Annotated in this window: 11 protein-coding genes; 6 read left to right on the top strand and 5 right to left on the bottom strand. The window is 66.1% G+C overall.

All coding sequences use genetic code 11. The features are described 5' to 3' along the window. Window positions 1-121 precede the first annotated feature (121 nt). Complete coding sequence (locus tag QZ294_RS03935; RefSeq protein WP_297047065.1) at window positions 122-1,810, bottom strand: L-lactate permease; 1,689 nt, start codon at window positions 1,808-1,810, stop codon at window positions 122-124. Window positions 1,811-2,143: 333 nt separating this feature from the next. Here QZ294_RS03935 and QZ294_RS03930 point away from each other — a divergent pair, with 333 nt between their 5' ends. The 6 genes from QZ294_RS03930 (at window position 2,144) to QZ294_RS03905 (ending at window position 12,924) form a co-directional block, all read left to right on the top strand. Beyond that, a complete protein-coding gene (locus QZ294_RS03930) occupies window positions 2,144-3,076 on the top strand; it encodes a site-specific integrase (protein WP_297047063.1) in 933 nt (310 codons plus the stop codon). Between the two features lie 391 nt (window positions 3,077-3,467). Beyond that, the gene (locus tag QZ294_RS03925; RefSeq protein ID WP_297047061.1) at window positions 3,468-4,355 is read left to right on the top strand and encodes a tyrosine-type recombinase/integrase; all 888 of its coding nucleotides are present in this window, start codon (window positions 3,468-3,470) and stop codon (window positions 4,353-4,355) included. A 123-nt stretch (window positions 4,356-4,478) separates the two neighbouring features. Next, complete coding sequence (locus QZ294_RS03920; RefSeq protein WP_297047060.1) at window positions 4,479-9,650, top strand: autotransporter domain-containing protein; 5,172 nt, start codon at window positions 4,479-4,481, stop codon at window positions 9,648-9,650. Window positions 9,651-10,005: 355 nt separating this feature from the next. After that, window positions 10,006-10,626: an OmpH family outer membrane protein gene (locus QZ294_RS03915; RefSeq protein ID WP_297047058.1), complete on the top strand. Its 621-nt coding sequence runs from the start codon at window positions 10,006-10,008 to the stop codon at window positions 10,624-10,626. 1 nt (window position 10,627) lies between these two features. Continuing rightward, complete coding sequence (locus tag QZ294_RS03910; RefSeq protein ID WP_297047057.1) at window positions 10,628-10,909, top strand: DUF3467 domain-containing protein; 282 nt, start codon at window positions 10,628-10,630, stop codon at window positions 10,907-10,909. 476 nt (window positions 10,910-11,385) lie between these two features. Then, window positions 11,386-12,924, top strand: coding sequence for a class I SAM-dependent methyltransferase (locus tag QZ294_RS03905; protein WP_297047055.1), 1,539 nt, complete (start codon window positions 11,386-11,388; stop codon window positions 12,922-12,924). Between the two features lie 391 nt (window positions 12,925-13,315). Here QZ294_RS03905 and ldhH read toward each other — a convergent pair whose 3' ends face one another. The 4 genes from ldhH to QZ294_RS03885 form a co-directional block, all read right to left on the bottom strand. Next, on the bottom strand, window positions 13,316-15,472 hold the full coding sequence (ldhH, locus tag QZ294_RS03900) for an L-lactate dehydrogenase (quinone) large subunit LdhH (protein ID WP_297047053.1): 2,157 nt from the start codon (window positions 15,470-15,472) through the stop codon (window positions 13,316-13,318). Then, window positions 15,465-16,118, bottom strand: a complete 654-nt coding sequence (locus tag QZ294_RS03895) for a lactate utilization protein (RefSeq protein ID WP_297047051.1) — start codon at window positions 16,116-16,118, stop codon at window positions 15,465-15,467. The genes ldhH and QZ294_RS03895 overlap by 8 nt, the downstream gene beginning before the upstream one ends. Before the next feature lie 83 nt (window positions 16,119-16,201). After that, window positions 16,202-17,497, bottom strand: a complete 1,296-nt coding sequence (locus QZ294_RS03890; protein WP_297047050.1) for a (Fe-S)-binding protein — start codon at window positions 17,495-17,497, stop codon at window positions 16,202-16,204. Window positions 17,498-17,500: 3 nt separating this feature from the next. Then, on the bottom strand, window positions 17,501-18,886 hold the full coding sequence (locus tag QZ294_RS03885) for an FAD-linked oxidase C-terminal domain-containing protein (protein ID WP_297047048.1): 1,386 nt from the start codon (window positions 18,884-18,886) through the stop codon (window positions 17,501-17,503). Between the last annotated feature and the right edge of the window lie 335 nt (window positions 18,887-19,221).

The raw sequence follows: 19,221 nt of genomic DNA, 5'->3' as shown, positions 1-19,221 counted from the left end.
TTTTTTAGGATTCTTCCGGCACCAGCATCCGTCTGTCGCTCCGCTCCAGACGGAACCTGGAATATCCATCAACCGTATTGATAACATAACCTTTCGTTTCAGGGTTCAGGGCTTCCGACGCCTAGAACGCGCCGGGATTGGCCGCCACAAGCACCCAGCAGATGATGCCGACCACGATACCGTAGAGCAGGAAGGGCCAGAAGGTCTTGCGCATGACCTCGCCCTCGCGGCCCGAGAGGCCCACCACAGCGCAGGCGGCCACGATATTGTGGATGCAGATCATGTTGCCCATGGCGCCGCCCACGGTCTGCGCGGCTTCGATGATGGAGCGCGGCAGGGTGAGCATGGTAGCCATGTCCCACTGGAATTCGCCGAACATGAGGTCCGAGATGGTGGCCGAGCCGGTGATGAAGGCGCCGAGGCCGCCCACGAAGGCCGCCAGCAGGGGCCAGATATCGCCGGCCGCGGCGCCCACGGTCTGGGCCAGGGCCAGCGGCATGGAGGGGGCGCCCAGCGGGTTCACCGCCGAGCCGCGGAAGATAGCCACCAGGGCCACGGCGAAGCAGAGGGCGATGGTGGGGGACTTCATCTTGCGGAAGCTTTCGGACCACGCGGCCTTGACGGCGGGCGCGGGCATCTTGTGCAGCCAGATGGTGAGCAGGGCCACGAAGATGAAGAAGGTGCCGGGCAGGTAGAGGTAGGTGATGCTCTCGCTGATGTCGGCAAAGCCGAGGATGTTGCTGAAGGTGATCTTCTGCGCGGTCATCCAGCCCTTGATGCCCAGTTCGGGGATGCGGGAGATGACGAGCAGGATGCAGATGATGACATAGGGCAGCCACGCCTGGAACTGGCTCATGTGGGCCTTGAATTCGGTGCTGGTGTTCTGGCTGGCCGTGCCGGACCACGAGGCGTCCCACTTGGCGGGGTCGCCGAAGCCCCAGGCTTCCTTGGGCACGCAGAAGCCCTGCTTGGCGCCCCAGACCACCACGCCCAGACCGAGCAGGCCGCCGAGCATGGCCGGGAACTCGGGTCCGAGCGCCCAGGCGCAGGCCACATAGGGCACCAGGAAGCAGATGGCCGCGAAGACGCAGAATTTCCAGGCGCGGAAGCCGGCGGCCCAGGAGCGTTCGGGACCCCAGAAGCGGGTCATGAAGCCGAGCATGAAGATGGTGAGGATGACGGCCATCGGCCCGTGCATGAAGGTGGCCCATTCGCCCACGAGCTTGGCGAAGCCGTCAAAGCCGGTGAAGGGCACCGAGGGGTCGGCGCTGACGATGGCGGCGATCTTGTCCTTGAGCAGGCCGAAGCCCACGAGGATGGGGGTGCCCACCGCGCCGAAGGAGACGGGCACGCTGTTGAAGACCAGGCAGACGACGGCGGCGGCCATGGCCGGGAAGCCGAGGCCCAGCAGGAGCGGCGCCGCAAGGGCCGCGGGCGTGCCGAAGCCGGCCGCGCCCTCGATGAAGGCCGCGAAGAGGAAGCCGATGATGATGGCCTGCACGCGGCGGTCGCGGCTCACGTTCTGCATGCCGTACTGGATGGTCTCCATGCCGCCGCTTTTCTCAAGCGTGTAGAGGATGAGGATGGCGCCAAAGACGATGATCAGCACGCCGATGGCGATGATCACGCCCTGGATGGAGAGCGCCGCCAGCCGCAGGATGGAGATGTCCCAGCCAAAGATGGCGCAGACGACGCAGGCGAGCCAGGCAAAGGGCATGGCCCGTGTGGCGGGCCAGCGCATGCCCACCATGAGGACCAGAGCGACCACAATGGGGATGATCGCCAAGAGTGCCAGAAATCCGATCGACATGAATACCTCCCTCGGGACCCGGTTTACGGCACACGGCCCGAAGAACCAGCTGGAGAGTCCGGCGGTGGCCGCGCATCGCGCGGCATCTGCCTGGCGCGAACGCGGGGCGCCGCGTCGGTTCGCGGGCCGATGTCAAAAAAAATTCCAGTCCTTTGTGAATAGCGTAAAGCCCATTCAAAGCGCAAGAGGGAAGGGAAATTTTTCCCGGTTCCCCCGTACGCCATCAGGGCGCCGGTTCCGATGAGCAGAGGGGAGCGATGCGCGGCGCCGCCGGCCTTCCGGCGGGAGCATGGGGCTTTGCCGCGCGCTCCCGCACATGAAGGAGGGTGCGCCATGACGGCAATGACGAAAACAGCAGCGCAGCGCGGGCTTCCGGGAGCAAGGCAGCGGAGCCTCGACCATTTTCTCGCCAGCATCTACCTGCCGCAGGCGCGGTGCCGCAAACGAAGCTGGCGGGTGGACGAGCGCATCGCCCGGCAATACCTGTCGCCCACATTCGGCAGGAGCAGGCTGCCGCGCATCACCCGGCCCGCGGTGGAGAGCTGGCTGGACGGCCTGCGCGCGGCCGGGCTGAAGCCCTCCACCTGCAACCGCATCCTGGCGGTGTTCAAGAGCGTGTGCGCCCAGGCCGTGGCCTGGGGCTGGCTTTCGCAGTCGCCGTGCCAGGGGGTGCGCTGCCTCAGGCAGCCGCTGCCCCCCGCCCGCTGCCTGGACGCGGTGGATGCCCGCCGCGTGCTCCGCGCGCTGGAGACGAGTTCCGCGCAGGAGGCCCTGGCCCTGCGCCTGCTCCTGCTCACCGGGGGCCGCAAGAACGAGATCCTCAGGGCGCGCTGGGAAAACGTGTGCCCCGAAACGCGCGTGCTGCTCGTGCCGCTCTCCAAGTCCGGCGCGGCGCGGCAGATCGCGCTTTCCGACCCGGCCCTGGCGGTGCTGGCGGCCATTCCGCGCAGGGAAGGATCGCCCTGGCTCTTTCCCGGGCAGCGGCCGGACAGGCCGCTGGCGGATATCTACCGCTTCTGGAACGCCCTGCGCCTGCGCCTGCGCCTCGGGCCGGTGCGCGTGCATGACCTGCGCCACACGTTCGCAAGCCTGCTCGTCAATGCCGGGCACTCGCTCTATGAGGTGCAGCGCCTGCTCGGCCATGCGGACCCCCGCACCACCATGCGCTACGCGCATCTGGGCCAGGGAACGCTGGTGCGCGCGGGCAATGCCGTGGGTGCGCTGCTGGGCGCCTCGGGGAACGCTGTCCCGCAGGAAGGGGCGTGAGAGACAAGAGAAAAAGGGAAGGAATGACAGTATAACGTGTTGAGAGAAAAAAACAAACCGCATCAACAGAAGCACTGTCGATGCGGGAGGCGCGCCTGTCGTTGACAGAAGCACTGTCGCTGCCGTTTGGAATCCTCTACTACAACGGCGGCGCATTTGGCAAGCCCCGGGGCACGGTAAAATAAAAAAATTTTTACCGCACCCCGGGGCTGCTTGCTTGCAGGCCAAGGTTTTTCCTTCCTTTTCCGCCTCCCGCATCGACAGTGCTTCTGACAGTTCCTCTCCCGCACGGGAGGACCCTGTCGGACGGGGCTTTTCCCGCGCCTGGCCGCCGTATGCCGCCCGATGCGGCCGGCCCGGGGCGCGCGCCCCCAATGCCGGAGGGATGCCCATGGAACCTTTGCACAACGACGACAGCCACCGCGCGGACGCGCGCCGGACAGGGCGCGATGCGCCCTCGCTGGCGGACTTCGTCCGTGGCACATGGCTGCCGCGCATCCGGGCGCGCAAGGCAAGCTGGAGGCTGGAGGAAAACACCGCCAAGAACCACATCCTGCCGGTGTTCGGCCAGGAACGCCTCGACGCCATAGCCGAGGCGGACGTGCGGCGCTGGCTCGCGGGCTTTGAACGGCAAAACTGCGCCCCGGCCACGCGGAACCGGCGCTTCCATGTGCTCAAGGGCATTTTTGACCTGGCCGTGGAAACGGGCGCCCTGGCGGCGGCTCCCACCCGGCGCATACGTTGCCCGCGAGTGGCGAAGACGCGCTGGCCCTCGCTGGACAGGGAGCGTCTCTCCCGCCTCCTGGACTTTCTGGACAGGAGCGGCCGGCGCGAGGCCCGCGCCCTTGCCCTGCTGCTGCTCACGGGCGCGCGCAAGAACGAGATCCTCACCGCCCGCTGGGAAAATCTTTTTCTGGAGGAAAACCTGCTGCTTGCGTCCAGAACGGGAACGTCCGCCCTGCGCCGCGTATGGCTCTCGCCCGAGGCCGCGGCGATCTTCCGGCGCATTCCCCGGCAGGCGGATTCTCCGTGGATATTTCCGGGCAGGGACAAGACGAGACACGTTTCGGATGTCTTCCTGTTCTGGAAGGAGGCGCGCGCGGTGCTGGGGCTTGAGGACCTGAGCATCCGCGACCTGCGCTATGTGTTCGCGGACTGGCAACTGCGGTCCGGCATGGCCCTGCCCACGCTCCAGCGCTGCCTGGGCATCACGGATATGCGGGAACTGCATGCGCGGTTGCTGTGTCCGGGCGCGGGGCGGGGTCCGGTCCCCGCCTGACCGTTCCGTCAAGCCGCTTCAGCGGCTGAGATGGCGCAAACACCGCGAAGCGGGGTTTGTCATCAGTCTGACCCGGCCATGCGCCGGGCCAAAACCTTTTGCGATTACGCAAGGGAGGAAGGTATGCAACTCACCAACAGCGCCTTGAGCATGCTGCTCAAACGCTACCGGGCGGTTCTGTTCAAGTGCCGCACCCTCAACTGGCTCGGCGGCACCGTGCTGGCCGCGGGCCTTGTGCTCGGCGCGGCCTCGGGCGCGCTGGCGGCGCAGCCCCCCGTCAATGTCTGGACGAGCCAGGCCGATGTCGTCTCGACACAGGATGTTTTTGCCAGTGAGGCGCTGGTACTGGAGAAGGGGCAGTTCACCTTCGGGGCGGACACAACGCCCGGCGGCATCTATCTTACCGTGCGGGATGGCGCCAAGATCACCCTTAACGGCAATGATTACTATACCACGAGCCTGTTCGGCTACAGCGCCGAGGCGGATGCCGACGATGCCACGGCAGTGCCCACCACCATCACGGGCGCGGGCACCCAGGTCACCATCAACACCGGGTCCATTGGCGCGGGCCTGCCCGGCGCCGGCAACGGGGCGGGTCCGTACGCGTTCACTATCAGCGATGGCGCCACGGTGCTCCTGAACGGCGCGGAGAAGCATCAGGCGGTCATTCTTGCCACGGCGGCCAAGGCTGACCAGATGGTCACCACCATCAGCGGCCAGGGCACCACTGTTGAGGTGGCCGCAGGCAAACACGGCACCATTGACGCTCCCTTTGGCAATGTCTCCGTCGCCAATGGCGCCACGCTGGCCGCCAATGGCGATTTGCGTCTGATTGCGGGCGGTCTGAGCTATGATAAGGCAACAGGCGCTGTTTCGTATGACGACACCGCCACGCATGCCGCCGCGTTTTCCATCAATGACGGCGGCACGCTCAGCGTGGGCAGCCAGGGCAAATTGCATATCGGCAAAGATGTTACGCTCAAGATCAACGGCGAAAGCGCGACCTTCGCCAATGCCGGTGAAGTAGTCAATTTCGGCACACTTTCTGCTGCAAACGGCGGCCATGCGGACCTGAGCAGCGGCACGGTGAGTGGCGCCTCCACCGGCACCTTTGCCGTGGCGAACGGCGGCCACATTAAGTTCAGCGAGGCCAATCTCAGCAATGTCGTCAGCGGTACTTCCATCGTGAAAATCAGCAAGGGCATGGTCTCTGTTGATGAGGCGACGCTCACCACGAAGCAGCTGGAGGAGCGGTTCTCCTTCGACGCCGCTGGCGGCGTCCTGAAGGTCGGGACGCTCAATCTTAAGGGTGACACGGTCGCGATCACCACCTTTTCCTCCCGGATGGCTCGCGTTGCCGTGCCCAATGCGCCCGCCATCTGGGCCGGAGAGGTGGTGCTTGACCCCGCAACGGCAGACAATGACGTCACCCTGGCGACGGACCTGACGCTCACGGGCGAAAATGCCACGCTTTCCGTGAACGGCACTGGCAGCCTGATAGTTGACGATGGTTCTCTCGGCGTGGACGGCACGGCGAATATCGACACCAAGGTCACTGTGGGTGGCACCAACGACGGAAGCGTTGCCGTGGCGGACGGCGGCAACGCCACCTTTGCCCAGGATGTGACCGTGATCAAGGGCGCCGTGACTGTCGCCCAGGGCGGCACCGCCACCGTTGACGGGGGCACGCTGAAGATTGACGGCGCCAATGCCGCGGCTGACATCAAGGGTACGCTGGATGTCACCGGGGGCACGCTGGAGACGACCACCGGCGCGGACGTGACGGTAGCCACCGGCGGCGTGGTCAATGCCACAGTCGACTCTCTGGGAATCACCGCTGCGGACGGCGATACGGCGTCCACTACTGTCAAGGCGGCACTGAACGCTGAAGCCGGTTCCGTCATCAATATTGAGGGACTCCAAAAGGTTGATGCCGCCAATGCCGGCGCCCTCGTGACCGCTCTGACGAACGATGCGGGCGGCATGGTCAATGTGGGTACAGCGGAGATTGAGAACGTTGATGTGGCTCCGGACGGCACCATTGACGCGGGCAACCTTGTTGCCGGCCTGACCAATAACGCCCTGGCCGACGCCATTGCCACCAATGTCACAAAGGCCGCCGATGTCACGAGCGCGGTCAAGGGCGTCAAGCTGGCTGACTCCGTCGCGAACAGCACCCTGACATATGATGCTGCCAGCAAGGTCCAGCTCCTCGGTTCGGAAGAAGGCAACAACCTTGTGAGCGACAAGACCGACGCTTTGGGAAAGGTGAACTTCGGCGACAATGCGGGCATCCTGACCCTCGGTTCCGGCGACACGGCCAACAGCGGCACCCTGGGCACTGTCACCTTCGGGAATGCCGATGCCACCCTCAATGTGCTTGGCAATGGCGAGGGCGGCACCTTCACGCTGGGCGCCATTGACGGAACGACCGATGACAAGGGCACGGTCACCGTCAAGGGCACCACGCTGGTGACGGAGTCCATCGGTGCGACCAAGTCCATTGAAGCGCTGAATGTCTCCAACGGCACCGTGACCAGCGGCGCAATCAACACCAAGGGGCTGACCGCCAAGAACGGCAGCACCATTGCTGCGACTGGTGACGTCACGATCGGCGCGGGCAATCTGGAGCTGGATGAGAGCAGTGTCACCGGCACCGGCGACTTCACTTCTGCCGGCGCCAATGACCTGTATAACGCCCAGATCGAGCGCACGGGCGATATCGACCTGAGCGGGGGCGCAACCCAGATTGGCGGTACAACGAGTTCGATTGCCGCCACGGGCGGCGATGTGACCCTGGGCGCCACCACCATGAACGGCGGAACCGTATCGGCCAGCGCAAAGGATGACGGTAGCAAGGGTAACGTCACTGTGGGCGCGCTCACCGCGCAGAGTGGCACAAACTCCGTCACCGCCACCGGAGGCGACCTTACCCTGGGCGGCGCGGTGACCACGGCCGTTGGCGCGAGCCTCGCCCTGGAGGCCAAGGGCGGCGACATCATAGCCACAACCGCGGATACACAGGCCACCAGCCTGAAGGCCAGCGCCGCGGGCGACCCCGCCGCCGGCGGCGATATCACCGCCACCGGCAAGAACATCGACGCGCCCGTGGTGCAGGCCGACGGGACCATCGATGTGGCCGGCCTCACGGCCACCGGTACGGAAACGCAAGCCGCCAGCGTCACGGCCACCAAGCTGAACGCCACGGCCAATGTGGCGGTGAGCGACGGCACGTTCTCCCTCACCGGCGCCAAGGATGACGGCAGCACGGACAGCACTGTCGGCGGCACGCTGGGCCTGACCAATGTGGACGCCACCGTGGCGGGCAAACTCACCGTCACCGGCGGTCTGGCTACCATTGACGGCGGCACGTTCGAGGGCAAGAAGGGAAGCCTCGTGACCTACGGCCAGGGCGCGACCATCAAGAACGGCGCCGATCAGAAGTATGCCACCCTCGCCGTGAATACCGTCCCTCTTACGGTGGGCGATGCTGCGGACACTGAAAGCACCCGCGTGGGCATCAATGAGCTGGCCCTCAACGGCCAGACGCTCGCCATTGCCGGCAGCGAGGGCGCCCCGGCCATGGCGGCGGTGAACAGCTTCACCGATGGCGGCGACCCGGCCGATACCAGGGCCAATGGCAATATCACGGTGGGCGATAACGGCCAGTTCTCCTACGGCACCGCCGATGCCGGCTATGCGGCGCAGCAGATGGCCGTGGCCGCGGCCAACGGCATGGATACCACGGGCGTCAGCTCCGTCTTTGCCGTGGCCGGCGACTCGCCGCTGGACATGAACGGCAATGACCTCACTGTGGGCGCGGCCGCCAAGGCGGGGACCGCCGTGATCGGCGACGATACCCTGACCATCGTGAGCGCGGCCGCTGCCAAGCTCACCGACGGGGCGGGCGGCGCCGTGAACATTGGCGCCAGTAACGCCGAAGTGGGCGAGAACGCCAAGCTCTTCATCCCGGATGCACAGGTCGGCGCCTCCTATGCGGTGTTTGACACGACCGGCACTGTGACTCTGGATCCAACCGCCTGGACCGGCGCCAACCTTGCGGGCGACAATCCGCTGGTGGCGCTCCGGAATGACGATGGCGTCATCAACGCGCGCCTCAACTCGGCGGCCAATGTCATGCCCAGGCTGGACAAGGAGCTGGTCGGCGCCATCAACGCGGCGGCCGTTGCCAACCAGATCGGCACGGGCGAGCGGTTCGTGAACTCCCCCGAAAAGGGCGTGCGCTTCCTTTCGCGCGCCATTTCGCCGGACTATCTTGACGCGGCGGCCAATCCCGACCTGGCGGCCCAGACCATCGAGGGCGCGGCGCGCATGATCACCGTGGGCGCGGTGCCGCAGATGACCCGCGCGGCCAACCAGGCCGCCGGCGAGGCCGTGACCCAGCGCACCAGCCTGGCGCAGCCCACCGGCATCCAGACGCAGGAAGCGGGCGACCACTTCGCGCTCTGGATCATGCCGCTCTACCAGTCCGTCAACGGCTTCGGCATGGAGGCCGGCAACTTTGACGCCGACTTCAACGGCGGCCTGGGCGGCGTGGCTATCGGCGCGGACTACACGTTCGCAAACGCCATCCGCGCGGGCATCACCTTCAACATCGGCGGCGGCTACGCCACCGGCGGCGGCGACTTCGCCGACACCACCAACAGCATGAACTTCTGGGGTATCGGCGCGTACGCCGGCTGGACGAAGAACAACTTCGGCCTCGCGGCGGACGTGAACTTCACCAGCGCCTACAACAAGCTGGAGCAGGATCTGCCGGCCGCCATGGACATGCGCGACCTCAAGGCCGACGTGCGCTCCTACGCCTTCTCCACCGGCCTGCGGGGCGAGTACAAGCTGGAGACCGACGTGCTGGACATCATCCCGCATGTGGGCGTCCGCTACATGTACCTCAGCACCGAAGACTACAAGGTGAAGAGCGAGGGCACCGTGCTCAAGGGCGACGGACTCAACCAGAACATCTGGACCTTCCCCGTGGGCGTGAGCTTCTCCAAGAGCATCGACACCGGCAACGGCTGGCACTTCAAGCCCATGGTGGACCTCTCCGTCATCCCGGCGGCGGGCGACATCAAGGCCAAGGAGAACGTGCGCTTCACCGGCACGGACACCAGGGCCGAGCTTGAGACCCAGATCATGGACTACATCACCTACCAGGGCGGCCTCGGCTTCGAGGTCGGCAACGAGAACCTCGCCTTCGGACTCAACGGCAATGTGCAGTTCGGCGCCCAGACCTCCGGGTATGGCGTGCTGGGCACGTTCCGCTACGAGTTCTAGGGCGTGAGATCCGCGCGGCGGCCCCACTCTCCCGGAGCCGCCGCGCACGGGCCGGAAGCTGCGTACTCCGGCCCGGTTTGTCAGGGAATCCCGCGTCCTCCGGGGCGCGGGATTTCCCTGAGGCTGCCGACAATGTCGGCAGCCCCGAAAATCAGGAGCAGGTCGCGGCTTGGCCGCGCCGTGAGCGACTGATTTTCGCGTCTTTCCGTCAGGCCGCCGCGGCGGCCTTTGACGGCGCAAACACCGCTTTGCGGTATTTGTCATCAGTCTGAGGGGATCCCGCGTCCTCCGGGGCGCGGGATTTCCCGCTCTTTCACCGCAAACGGAAGTTCCGCTTCCGCTCCCGGAATCCCGCATGAACAACGGATGCAAACTTGCCCTGGCCCTTGTGCCCCTGGTCCTGCTCCTCACCGCCTGCTTCGGGGACCCGCAGAACAGCGCCGCCGCGCCCGCCGTCTATGTGGTGGACGTGGACAGGGTGCTCACCGCCTCCAACGCCGCCGAAGCCGGGCGCGCGCATCTGGCGCAGGCCCGCGCCGCGCTGGAAAAGGGCTATGCCGACCTTTCCAAAGCCTGGGAAAAACAGCCCGAGGCCGAACGCGCCCGCGTGCTCGCCGAGGGCGCCCGGGCGCTCTCCCGCCAGATGGGCATTGAACAGCAGGCGGTGACCGGCGTGGTGGCCGCCCTGATGCTGGAAGAGGTGAAAAAATGGCGCGCGGCCAACAAGGCCGGCCTGGTCATCGCCCGGAACAGCGTGCTCGACGCCGAGCCGGAAGCGGACATCACGGCGGCCATCATCGCCGCCATGAACACGCGCACCCCGAAATTCGCGGACCTGCCGGTGGTGAACGTCACGCGGCCCACGGCGCAGGGGACCGCCAAACGCGAGCTGCGCCCCGCGGAAAAGCCGGAACCCGCAAAGGCCCCGGCCCGTGAACGCGCGGGCCGCAACGGCGCGCAGGAAAAGAGGCGCTGACATGTCACAGGAACAGAACCCGGAAAACGTGCGTGTGGTCGTGGATGCCAGCCAGCTGCGGACCGGCTACGCCAATGTGTTCCAGACGCGTTTCACCCATGCCGAGGTGGTGCTCGCCTGCGGCACCGGCTTCAGGGAAAGGGCCGGAGAGGAAGATGTGCTCATGGTGCGGCTGGATCACCGGCTCATCATGACGCCGGACTCGGCCGCGCGGCTCCACGCCGCCCTGGGCGAGACGCTCGCCCAATGGCGCGGGAGCCAGGGCAAGGGGGACGCCGTGTGAGGCCGCGGAGTTTTTTATTCTGCCATAACAGTTGATGGATACTCTTCAAGTCCGCCCGAAGCGGAGCGAAGCGCCGTGCCCGTTCGAGCGAAGCGAGGTACGGGCATCGTCCGCAACGCGTCAGGCCAGCGCAAAAGCCACCCGGAGGGCGCGCCGCAGGCGCGTTTGCGTTGCCGCGCGAAGCGCGGCTTACGCAAATGGACAGCAACGCAAGGCTGTTTTTGACGGATGATTGTGGCATTGCATAAGCTGCATCTCCCAGGCAAGCAGCCACATCAACAGGTCCAGACTCTCAGGATGCTTCCGTGCCACTGCGGCCCGGAACGCCGCGCGGACGTCTTCCCCAGGGCTGTGTGGCCCGCGTCCGCCACTTTGGGCGGAAACTACCCCCCGCCCCGGCCATTTGGCCGTCTGGCCCGCGCCTGTCGCCTTCCGCAGGCGCGGGCATCTTTTCACGCTTTCGCAGGAGTTGCGCCATGGATGACTGGAATGAAGGCTATGTGACGGATACCGACTATACCTACGGCTACTATGCCGAGCTGAACCCGGCCCGGGCGCGTCTGCCCCTGCTGCACGCGGGCATCGCCGTGCCTGAGGTCGCCACCGCGTGCGAACTGGGCTTTGGGCAGGGCCTTTCGGTGAATATCCACGCGGCGGCGTCGGACACCTTCTGGTTCGGGACGGACTTCAACCCCGCCCAGGCGGCCTTTGCCCGCTCGCTGGCCCGGACCTCGGACAACGGCGCCCTGCTTTTCGACCAGTCCTTCGCGGAATTCTGCGCCCGCGAGGACCTGCCAGATTTCGACTTCGTGGGCCTGCACGGCATCTGGAGCTGGATCAGCGACGACAACAAGGCCGCCATCGTGGACTTTCTCCGCCGCAAGCTCCGGGTGGGCGGCATCCTGTACATCAGCTACAATACCATGCCCGGCTGGGCCGCCATGCTGCCCATGCGCGAGCTGCTCCTGCGCTACGCGGACGGCATGGGCATGGGCGGCGTGCTGGAACGGGTGGACATGACGCTCGGGTTCGCCGGCCGCCTTCTGGCGACCAAACCCGCCTTTGCCGCCGCCAATCCCCAGATCGCCACGCGCCTTGAGTCCATGCGCGGCCAGAACCGCCACTACCTCGCGCACGAATACTTCAACCGCAACTGGGAACCCATGACCTTTGCGCGCATGGCCGAATGGCTTTCGCCCGCCAAACTGGACTTTGCCTGTTCCGCCCATTTTCCCGACCTCGTGGATGTGCTCAACCTGAGCGACGAGCAGCGCGCGCTCCTTGCGGAGATCCACGATCCCATCCTGCGCGAGACCGTGCGCGATTTCATGTGCAATACCCAGTTCCGCAAGGAGTACTGGATCAAGGGACGGCGCGCGCTGCCCGCGCACGAGGTCCGCGAGGCGCTGGCGCGCGAGCGCCTCATGCTCGCCTGCCCGCGCGAAAGCGTGACCCTCACGGCCAGGGGCGCGCGGGGCGAGGCCCGGCTGGCGGAGGAAGTCTATGCGCCCCTGCTGGACATCCTCGCCGACCATGCGCCGCACAGTTTGGACGAACTGGCGCGCGGGACCGGCGGCATGGACCTGGCAAAGGTCGTGGAGGCGGCGCTCATCCTCTGCGGCAAGGGCGCGTGCCTGCCCGTGGCGCGCGGGGACGGCGCCGGGGAGGAAGCGGCGCGGGCCTCCTGCGCGCGGCTCAACGCCGCCCTTGAGGACCGCGCGCGCTCCGGCGGCGACATCGCCTGGCTCGCCGGGCCGGCCACAGGCGGGGGCGTGCCCGTGGGCCGCATCGAGCAGCTCTTTTTGCTGGGGCTGGAGAGCGGCGGGGAATCGCCGGAGGCGCTGGCGGCCTTTGCCTGGGAGCAGCTTGCCGCGCAGGGGCAGAAACTGCTGCGGGATGGCGCGGCCCTTGAGACGCCGGAAGACAATGTGGCCGAGCTGACACGCCAGGCAACGGATTTTGTGCGGACGCGCCTGCCCCTGCTCCGCGCCCTGGGGGTGACGGCCGGCCGCTGAGGGGCGCGGCATCGATGCAAAAGGCAGCAGGATGCTTTTTGGTCGATGTCGCGTTTGTAGCTATTGGGTACTGCCGAAATTCTCCGTCAAAAACACCTCCTTCGGCGCCGGCTGCGTCAGAGAAAAATTTTCTTGGTCGAGTACTTGAGTACACTCCCTGCGAAAATTTTTCTCTTCCTTGCCGGCTCCGAAGGATCTTATTTTTTAGGATTCTTCCGGCACCAGCATCCGTCTGTCGCTCCGCTCCAGACGGAACGTGGAATATCCATCAGCCGTAGTGGATGACAGATATGACAGCGCCATGCAAAAACGATAACGCCAGAACGCAACGGGGCGCGCCCTCTCTGGTGGAAGGCGCGCCCCGTGTCCTGTACGGCCCCGTGGGGGCCGTTTAGTCTTTCTTGAGGTTTTCGGCCAGCAGCTCGGAGATGTGCTGCACCTTGACCTTCATGCCCTTCTTTTCCGCGCCGCCCTTGATCTGCATGACGCAGCCGGGGCAGTCCACCACCACGCGGCTGGCGCCGGTCTCGTCGATGTGCTTCAGCTTGTTGTCCATGAGCTGGCCGGAGATTTCCGGGAACTTCATGGAATAGGTGCCGCCGAAGCCGCAGCAGACCTCTTCCTCCTCGCAGGGCACATATTCCGCCGCGTCGGCGATGAGCGCGCGCGGGGCTTCCTTGACCTTGAGCCCGCGGCAGAGGTGGCAGGAGGCGTGATAGGTGACCTTCTCGCCGCTGTTGGTGAAGTCCTCGGGCTTGAGGCCCAGCTTGTCATGCACGAAGGAGCTGAAGTCGATGATCTTGTCCGCGAAGGCCTGGGCCTCGAAGCGTTCGGGATCGTTCTCCAGCAGCTTGGGATAGACATGCTTGAGGTGCGAGGCGCAGCTCGCGCAGAGCGTGACGATATAGTCGTAGTCCTTGGGGTTGAACGCCCCGATGTTCTGTTTGGCGATCTCGATGGAGGTCTTGCGCTGGCCCATCATCTCCACGGGCAGGCCGCAGCAGGTCTGCTCCATGGGGAAGTCCACGGCCACGTTTTTGGCCGCCATGATCTTGACCGCGGCCTCCAGCTCTTCGGGATAGATGAAGTCCTGCGCGCAGCCGCCGAAGATGGCGACCTTCATGACCGGGTTCTGCACGCGGGGCGCGATGGATTCCCACTTGTCGCGGAACGCCCTGGGCGCCAGGGCGGGCAGCGCCTTGAAGCCGTGCTTGCCCAGGAACATGTTGGGCAGATGCCGCTGGAACTGCGTGCCGCCGGTGAAGGGCTTCTGGGCCTTGCTGGCAAAGCGCAGCAGCGTCTGGAAGAGCTTGCGGTTCTTCATCACCGAAGCCAGGAGCGCGGCCTGGGCGCCGCCGCCCTGCTCGTCGGTGACGCGGGCGCGGATCTCACGGATGAGGCGCGGCAGGTCGATGCCGCCCGCGCAGACATTGGCGCAGGATTCGCAGCCCACGCAGTTCTGGCAGAGCACCTTGGCCTTGTCCTTGCCGTGGAAGAAGTAGGTCAGGATGAGTCCGATGGCGCCGATGTAGATGTAGCCCATCTTGTGGCCGCCCACCAGGCGGAAGACCGGGCAGACGTTGGCGCAGGCGCCGCAGCGCACGCAGCGGAAGATCTGCGAGAAGAGCGGGTCCTTGGCGATCTCGGTGCGGCCGTTGTCCAGGAAGACCACATGGAGTTCCTTGCGGCCGTCCGGGCCGACGGCGCAGGGCACACAGCCGCAGATGAGGCTCACATAGGCCGTGAGGCGCTGGGCCGTGGCGTTGCGCGGCAGCACCTGAAGCGCCGTGAGCGCCACGTCGAGAGTGGGCACCAGCTTGTCCAGGCCGGCAATGGCAACGTGCAGGGGCGGCAGGGTCTCCACCATGCGGGCGTTGCCCTCGTTGGTGACGGTGGAGATGGCGCCGTTTTCGGCAATGGCGAAGTTGCAGCCGGAAATGCCCATGTCCGCCGCGATGAACTTGCGCCGCAGCTGGACGCGCGCCACCTTGACGAGCTTCTGCACGTCCTCGGCTTCCTGCTTTTCGCCGGTCTCCTTCTCGAAGTTGTCCGCCACCTGGTAGCGGGAAAGGTGGATGGCCGGCATGACCATGTGCGAGGGCCCTTCGTGGCGCAGCTGGATGATCCACTCGCCGAGGTCGGTCTCGTCCACGATCATGCCCGCCTTTTCCAGCGCGGGATTGAGCTGGATCTCCTCGGCGGTCATGGACTTGGACTTGACCACGCGCCTGACGTTGCGCTTTTTGGCGATGCCGACGATGATCCGGTTGGCCTCGTCCGCATCCTTGGCGCGGTGCACATGGACGCCGCGCTTCTCGGCCTCGGCCTTGAACTGTTCGTACAGCTCCTCCATGTGCTGGCAGGCGTCGTCCTTGGCGGCCGCGATCTCCTGGATGAGCTTGCGCTCGTCCACGTCCTTGAACACGGCTTCGCGGTTGGCCTTGTAGGCCACGGCAAAGGTGTCCAGGGTGCGGCGCAGGAACTCGTCGCCCAGGGCCTCGTCGATCTGCTTGCGATAGTCGGAAAGAGTGGACGGCGCGTTATGCATGGCCTTGGTCCTCCAGGAGAATGATGTGCAGTTCCAGCGGGCCGTGCACGCCCACCGCGGCCACGCGCTCAATGTCGGCGGTGCGGCTGGGACCGGTGACGAAGGTGGTGAAGGTGCCCGCGCCGTCCTTGTGGGCGTTCATGCGCGCGCGCAACTGGTCGGCGATGGAGGGCAGGTCGGGATAGATCTCGGACTTGCGGAGCACGACGACGTTGATCTCCGCGATCATGCCCGCAAGGCGCACATCCTCGTTGTCCGTGTCCAGCATGCAGGTGCCGCTGGCGGCCACGCCGAGGACGGCCTCGGAAAGGCCCACGTCGATGCCCGCGAGGTAGCCGCGCAGGCCCTCGCGCAGGCAGAGGAAGCCCTTTTCGCGGCAGGCCTTGTCCAGCGCGGCGAAATCCGCGTCGCCCAGGGCCGGCGCCGCCACCACGCGCTGGACGCGGGTGGGGCATTTGTTGGGACCGAGGGGGCCTGTCTCCGTGCCAGGCTCATCGGCGAGCAGCTGGGCGGGGGCCTTGCTTTCGCAGACGTCCACCACATATTGCAGGGCCGCTTCCATGGTGGGCAGTTCCTGCACCACGGCGTTGACCAGAGCGGCCTTGGCGCTGAAGGCCTCGACCAGTTCCTGGTTCACAGGGGGCATAGGTTTCTCCTTTTGGGTTCATGCCGGAAGACGGTTCTCCCGGCGTCTGCACAGGGTCCGGTCGCGCGTGGGGCGTTCCGGGGCTAGTCCAGGCTCTCGGCGTAGAGTTCCACCGTGTGCTTGACCCTGATGGGGTCCCTGTTCTGGGAAAGCACGTCCTCCAGTTGCATCATGCAGGCCGGGCAGCCCGCGCTCACCACCGCGGCCCCGGTAGCCACCACATTGTCGCGCTTGCGCTGGCCGATCTTGCGCGAATAGTCGTAGTGGAAGAGGTTGAAGGAACCGCCGCAGCCGCAGCAGCGGTCGGCTTCGTTCATCTCTTTCAGCGCATAGCCGGGGTTGGCCGCGACCACCATGCGCGGTTCCCTGCTCACGCCCAGGGATTTCTTGAGGTGGCAGGAATCGTGGTAGGTGACGGTGGTGGCGCCGGCCCTGGGTTCGGCGGGCGTGACGCCGAGCACATCCACGATGAAGACGTTGATGTCCATGGTCTTGGCGGCAATGCCCGTGGCGAGCGTCGCCTCCGAGGCCCCCAGCCGCTCCGCGTAGCGGGGCCAGAGTTCCTTGATGGTCGAGGTGCAGGAGGCGCAGGGCGTGAGCAGATAGTCAAAGTCGCCCCTGGCGAGCGCGGCCAGGTTGACCTTAAGCTCCCTGAGCATGCCTTCGGCATCGCCCGACGACACGGCCGGGATGCCGCAGCAGGCGAACTCCGCGGGCATGTAGACTGCGACCTTGTGGTGCCGCAGCACCTTGAGGCAGGCCTCGCTCATCTCCACATACATCTTGTCGCCCAGGCAGCCGGGGAAGAAGGCCACCTTGATGCCGCCGGCCGGGCGCGGTTCGTCCAGGGCGCCATAGATGGCGTGCAGGGGCTTTTTCGCCAGCGGGCGGATGTGGCGGTCGCCAAGGATGAAGTTGAACATGGGCGCGCAGACCGTGCCCTGGGCGTCGCCCGTCTTGCGGAAGAGCAGGCTCTGCACCGGCGCGCCCACGCGCATGGCGAAGTTGAACAGCCCCGGTTTGGCGAGCAGGGTGCGGAACACGAGCTTCTTGATGGGGTTGAGTCCGAGGTAGGTATAGACCACCTCGCGGGCCTCCATGAAGATGTCCATGATGTGGACGCCGGGCGGGCACGCGGCCTGACAGGAGCCGCAGAGCAGGCAGCGCCCCAGCTTGTCGGCCAGGGCCTCGGGATCTTCCAGGAGCATGTGGGCGAGATTGTTGATGAGGAAGAGCTTGCCCCGCGCCACGTCGGCCTCCTGTCCTGAAGCGCCGAACATGGGACAGACCGCCTGGCACATGCCGCAACGCATGCAGGCCGTGATCCTGTCGTCCAGCGCCATGAGGCGCTGGGCCAGCTTTTGCAGATTGTTTTCCATGGGCTAGATCTCCACCATTTTCGTGGGATTGAGCAGACCCTTGGGGTCAAGGGCGCGCCGGAGCCTGCGCGAGAACTCGATGGCGCCGCGCCCGGTCTCCTTTTCCAGCCACTTGGCCTTGGCCGTGCCGATGCCGTGCTCGCCCGAGAGCGTGCCCTGAAGGCGGATGGCAACGTCGAACATCTCGTCCACCGCGGCCTCCACGCGCGCGAACTCTTCCCTGTCGCGCTTGTCGCAGAGGAAGGTGGGGTGCAGGTTGCCGTCGCCCGCATGGCCGAAGGTGCCGACCTCCACCTTGTGCTTGGCCGCGATCTCGTTGACGGCCTTCATCATGGCCGGGATCTGCGAGCGCGGCACCGTGGCGTCTTCGAGCACCGTGGTGGGCCGGCAGCGCGCGAGCACGGGCAGGGCCTGGCGGCGGGCCTCCCAGAGGCGGTTCTTTTCTTCCGCGTCCTTGGGCACATGGACGGCCGTGGCATGGTTGGCCTTGAGGACCTTCTCCACGGCGGCGGCGTCGTCGGCCACCTGGGCGGGGTGGCCGTCCACCTCGATGAGCAGGATGGCGCCGGCCTCGCGCGGAAGCCCGGCATGGGTGAAGTCGTCCACGCGCACGATGGTGTTGTTGTCGAGAAATTCCAGGGTGCAGGGCAGGATGTGGGCCGCGATGATGCCGGCCACGGCCTCGGCGGCGTCCTGCATGTCCGCGAAGACGGCCATGAGCGCCTGGGAGGCCTGCGGCGGCGGAATGAGCTTCATCACCGCCTGCGAGATGATGCCGAGCGTGCCCTCGGACTGGATCATGAGTCCGGGCAGGTTGTAGCCGGTCACGCATTTCACCGTGCGCGAGCCGGACCGCACCAGGGCGCCCGTGGAATCGAAGAACTCGATGCCCATGAGATAGTCCTTGGTGACGCCGTATTTCAGGCCGCGCAGGCCGCCCGCGTTCTCGGCGATGTTGCCGCCCAGGGTGGAAACCGTCTGGGAACCCGGATCAGGCGGATAGAAGAGTCCCTTTTTCGCCACCTCGGCGGCGAACTGGGCGGTGATGACGCCAGGCTCCACCACGGCGTAGAGGTCATTGGAATTGATTTCGATGATCCGGTTGAGTCCCGTGGTGAGGATGACGGCGGAATCCACGCTGTCGGGGATGGTGCCGCCGGAAAGGTTGGTGCCCGCGCCGCGCACGGTCATGGGCACGCCTGCCTCATAGAGCTTTTTCACGCACTGGCCGAGCTGCTCCGCGCTGGTGGGGCGCAGCACCATGGCGGGCGTCACCGAGGGGAGGACGGCCGAATCGAACGAATAGCTCTGCCGGTCGGCCTCGGAGGTGAAGACGTTTTCCTTGCCGAGCAGGTCTTCAAAATCCTTGATCAGTGCCTGACTTGCCATAGAACCTCCTCGCTCCTGCGGGATGGTGCCGATGCGTGGGATGCGCATCCGGCGCGCCGGAATGCCGCGGGCGCACGGCCCTGCCGCGCGGGCGCGGTTCCGGGATATTCCGAAAAAAAGGGATGCCCCGCGCCGGTCGCCCCGCGCCGCCGGGCCGGAAGTCCGGCCGGCCGCCGGGGGATGCCGACGGTACATTGCCACTGCCTGTACTATCTCTTTCACTGTAGCAGCCGCCGCACAAATACGCAATGAAAACCCGCGTGCCGACCGGCCGGATGACGGCGCGCGGTCCCGACGCGTCAGGCCGCGCGGGAAGGCGCGCCTTGACGGCCGGG

The organism is uncultured Desulfovibrio sp. (assembly GCF_910584445.1).
In the GTDB taxonomy this organism is placed as follows: domain Bacteria; phylum Desulfobacterota; class Desulfovibrionia; order Desulfovibrionales; family Desulfovibrionaceae; genus Desulfovibrio.
The sequence above is the reverse complement of the archived record's forward strand: the minus strand, read 5'-3'. Positions and strand labels throughout refer to the sequence as shown.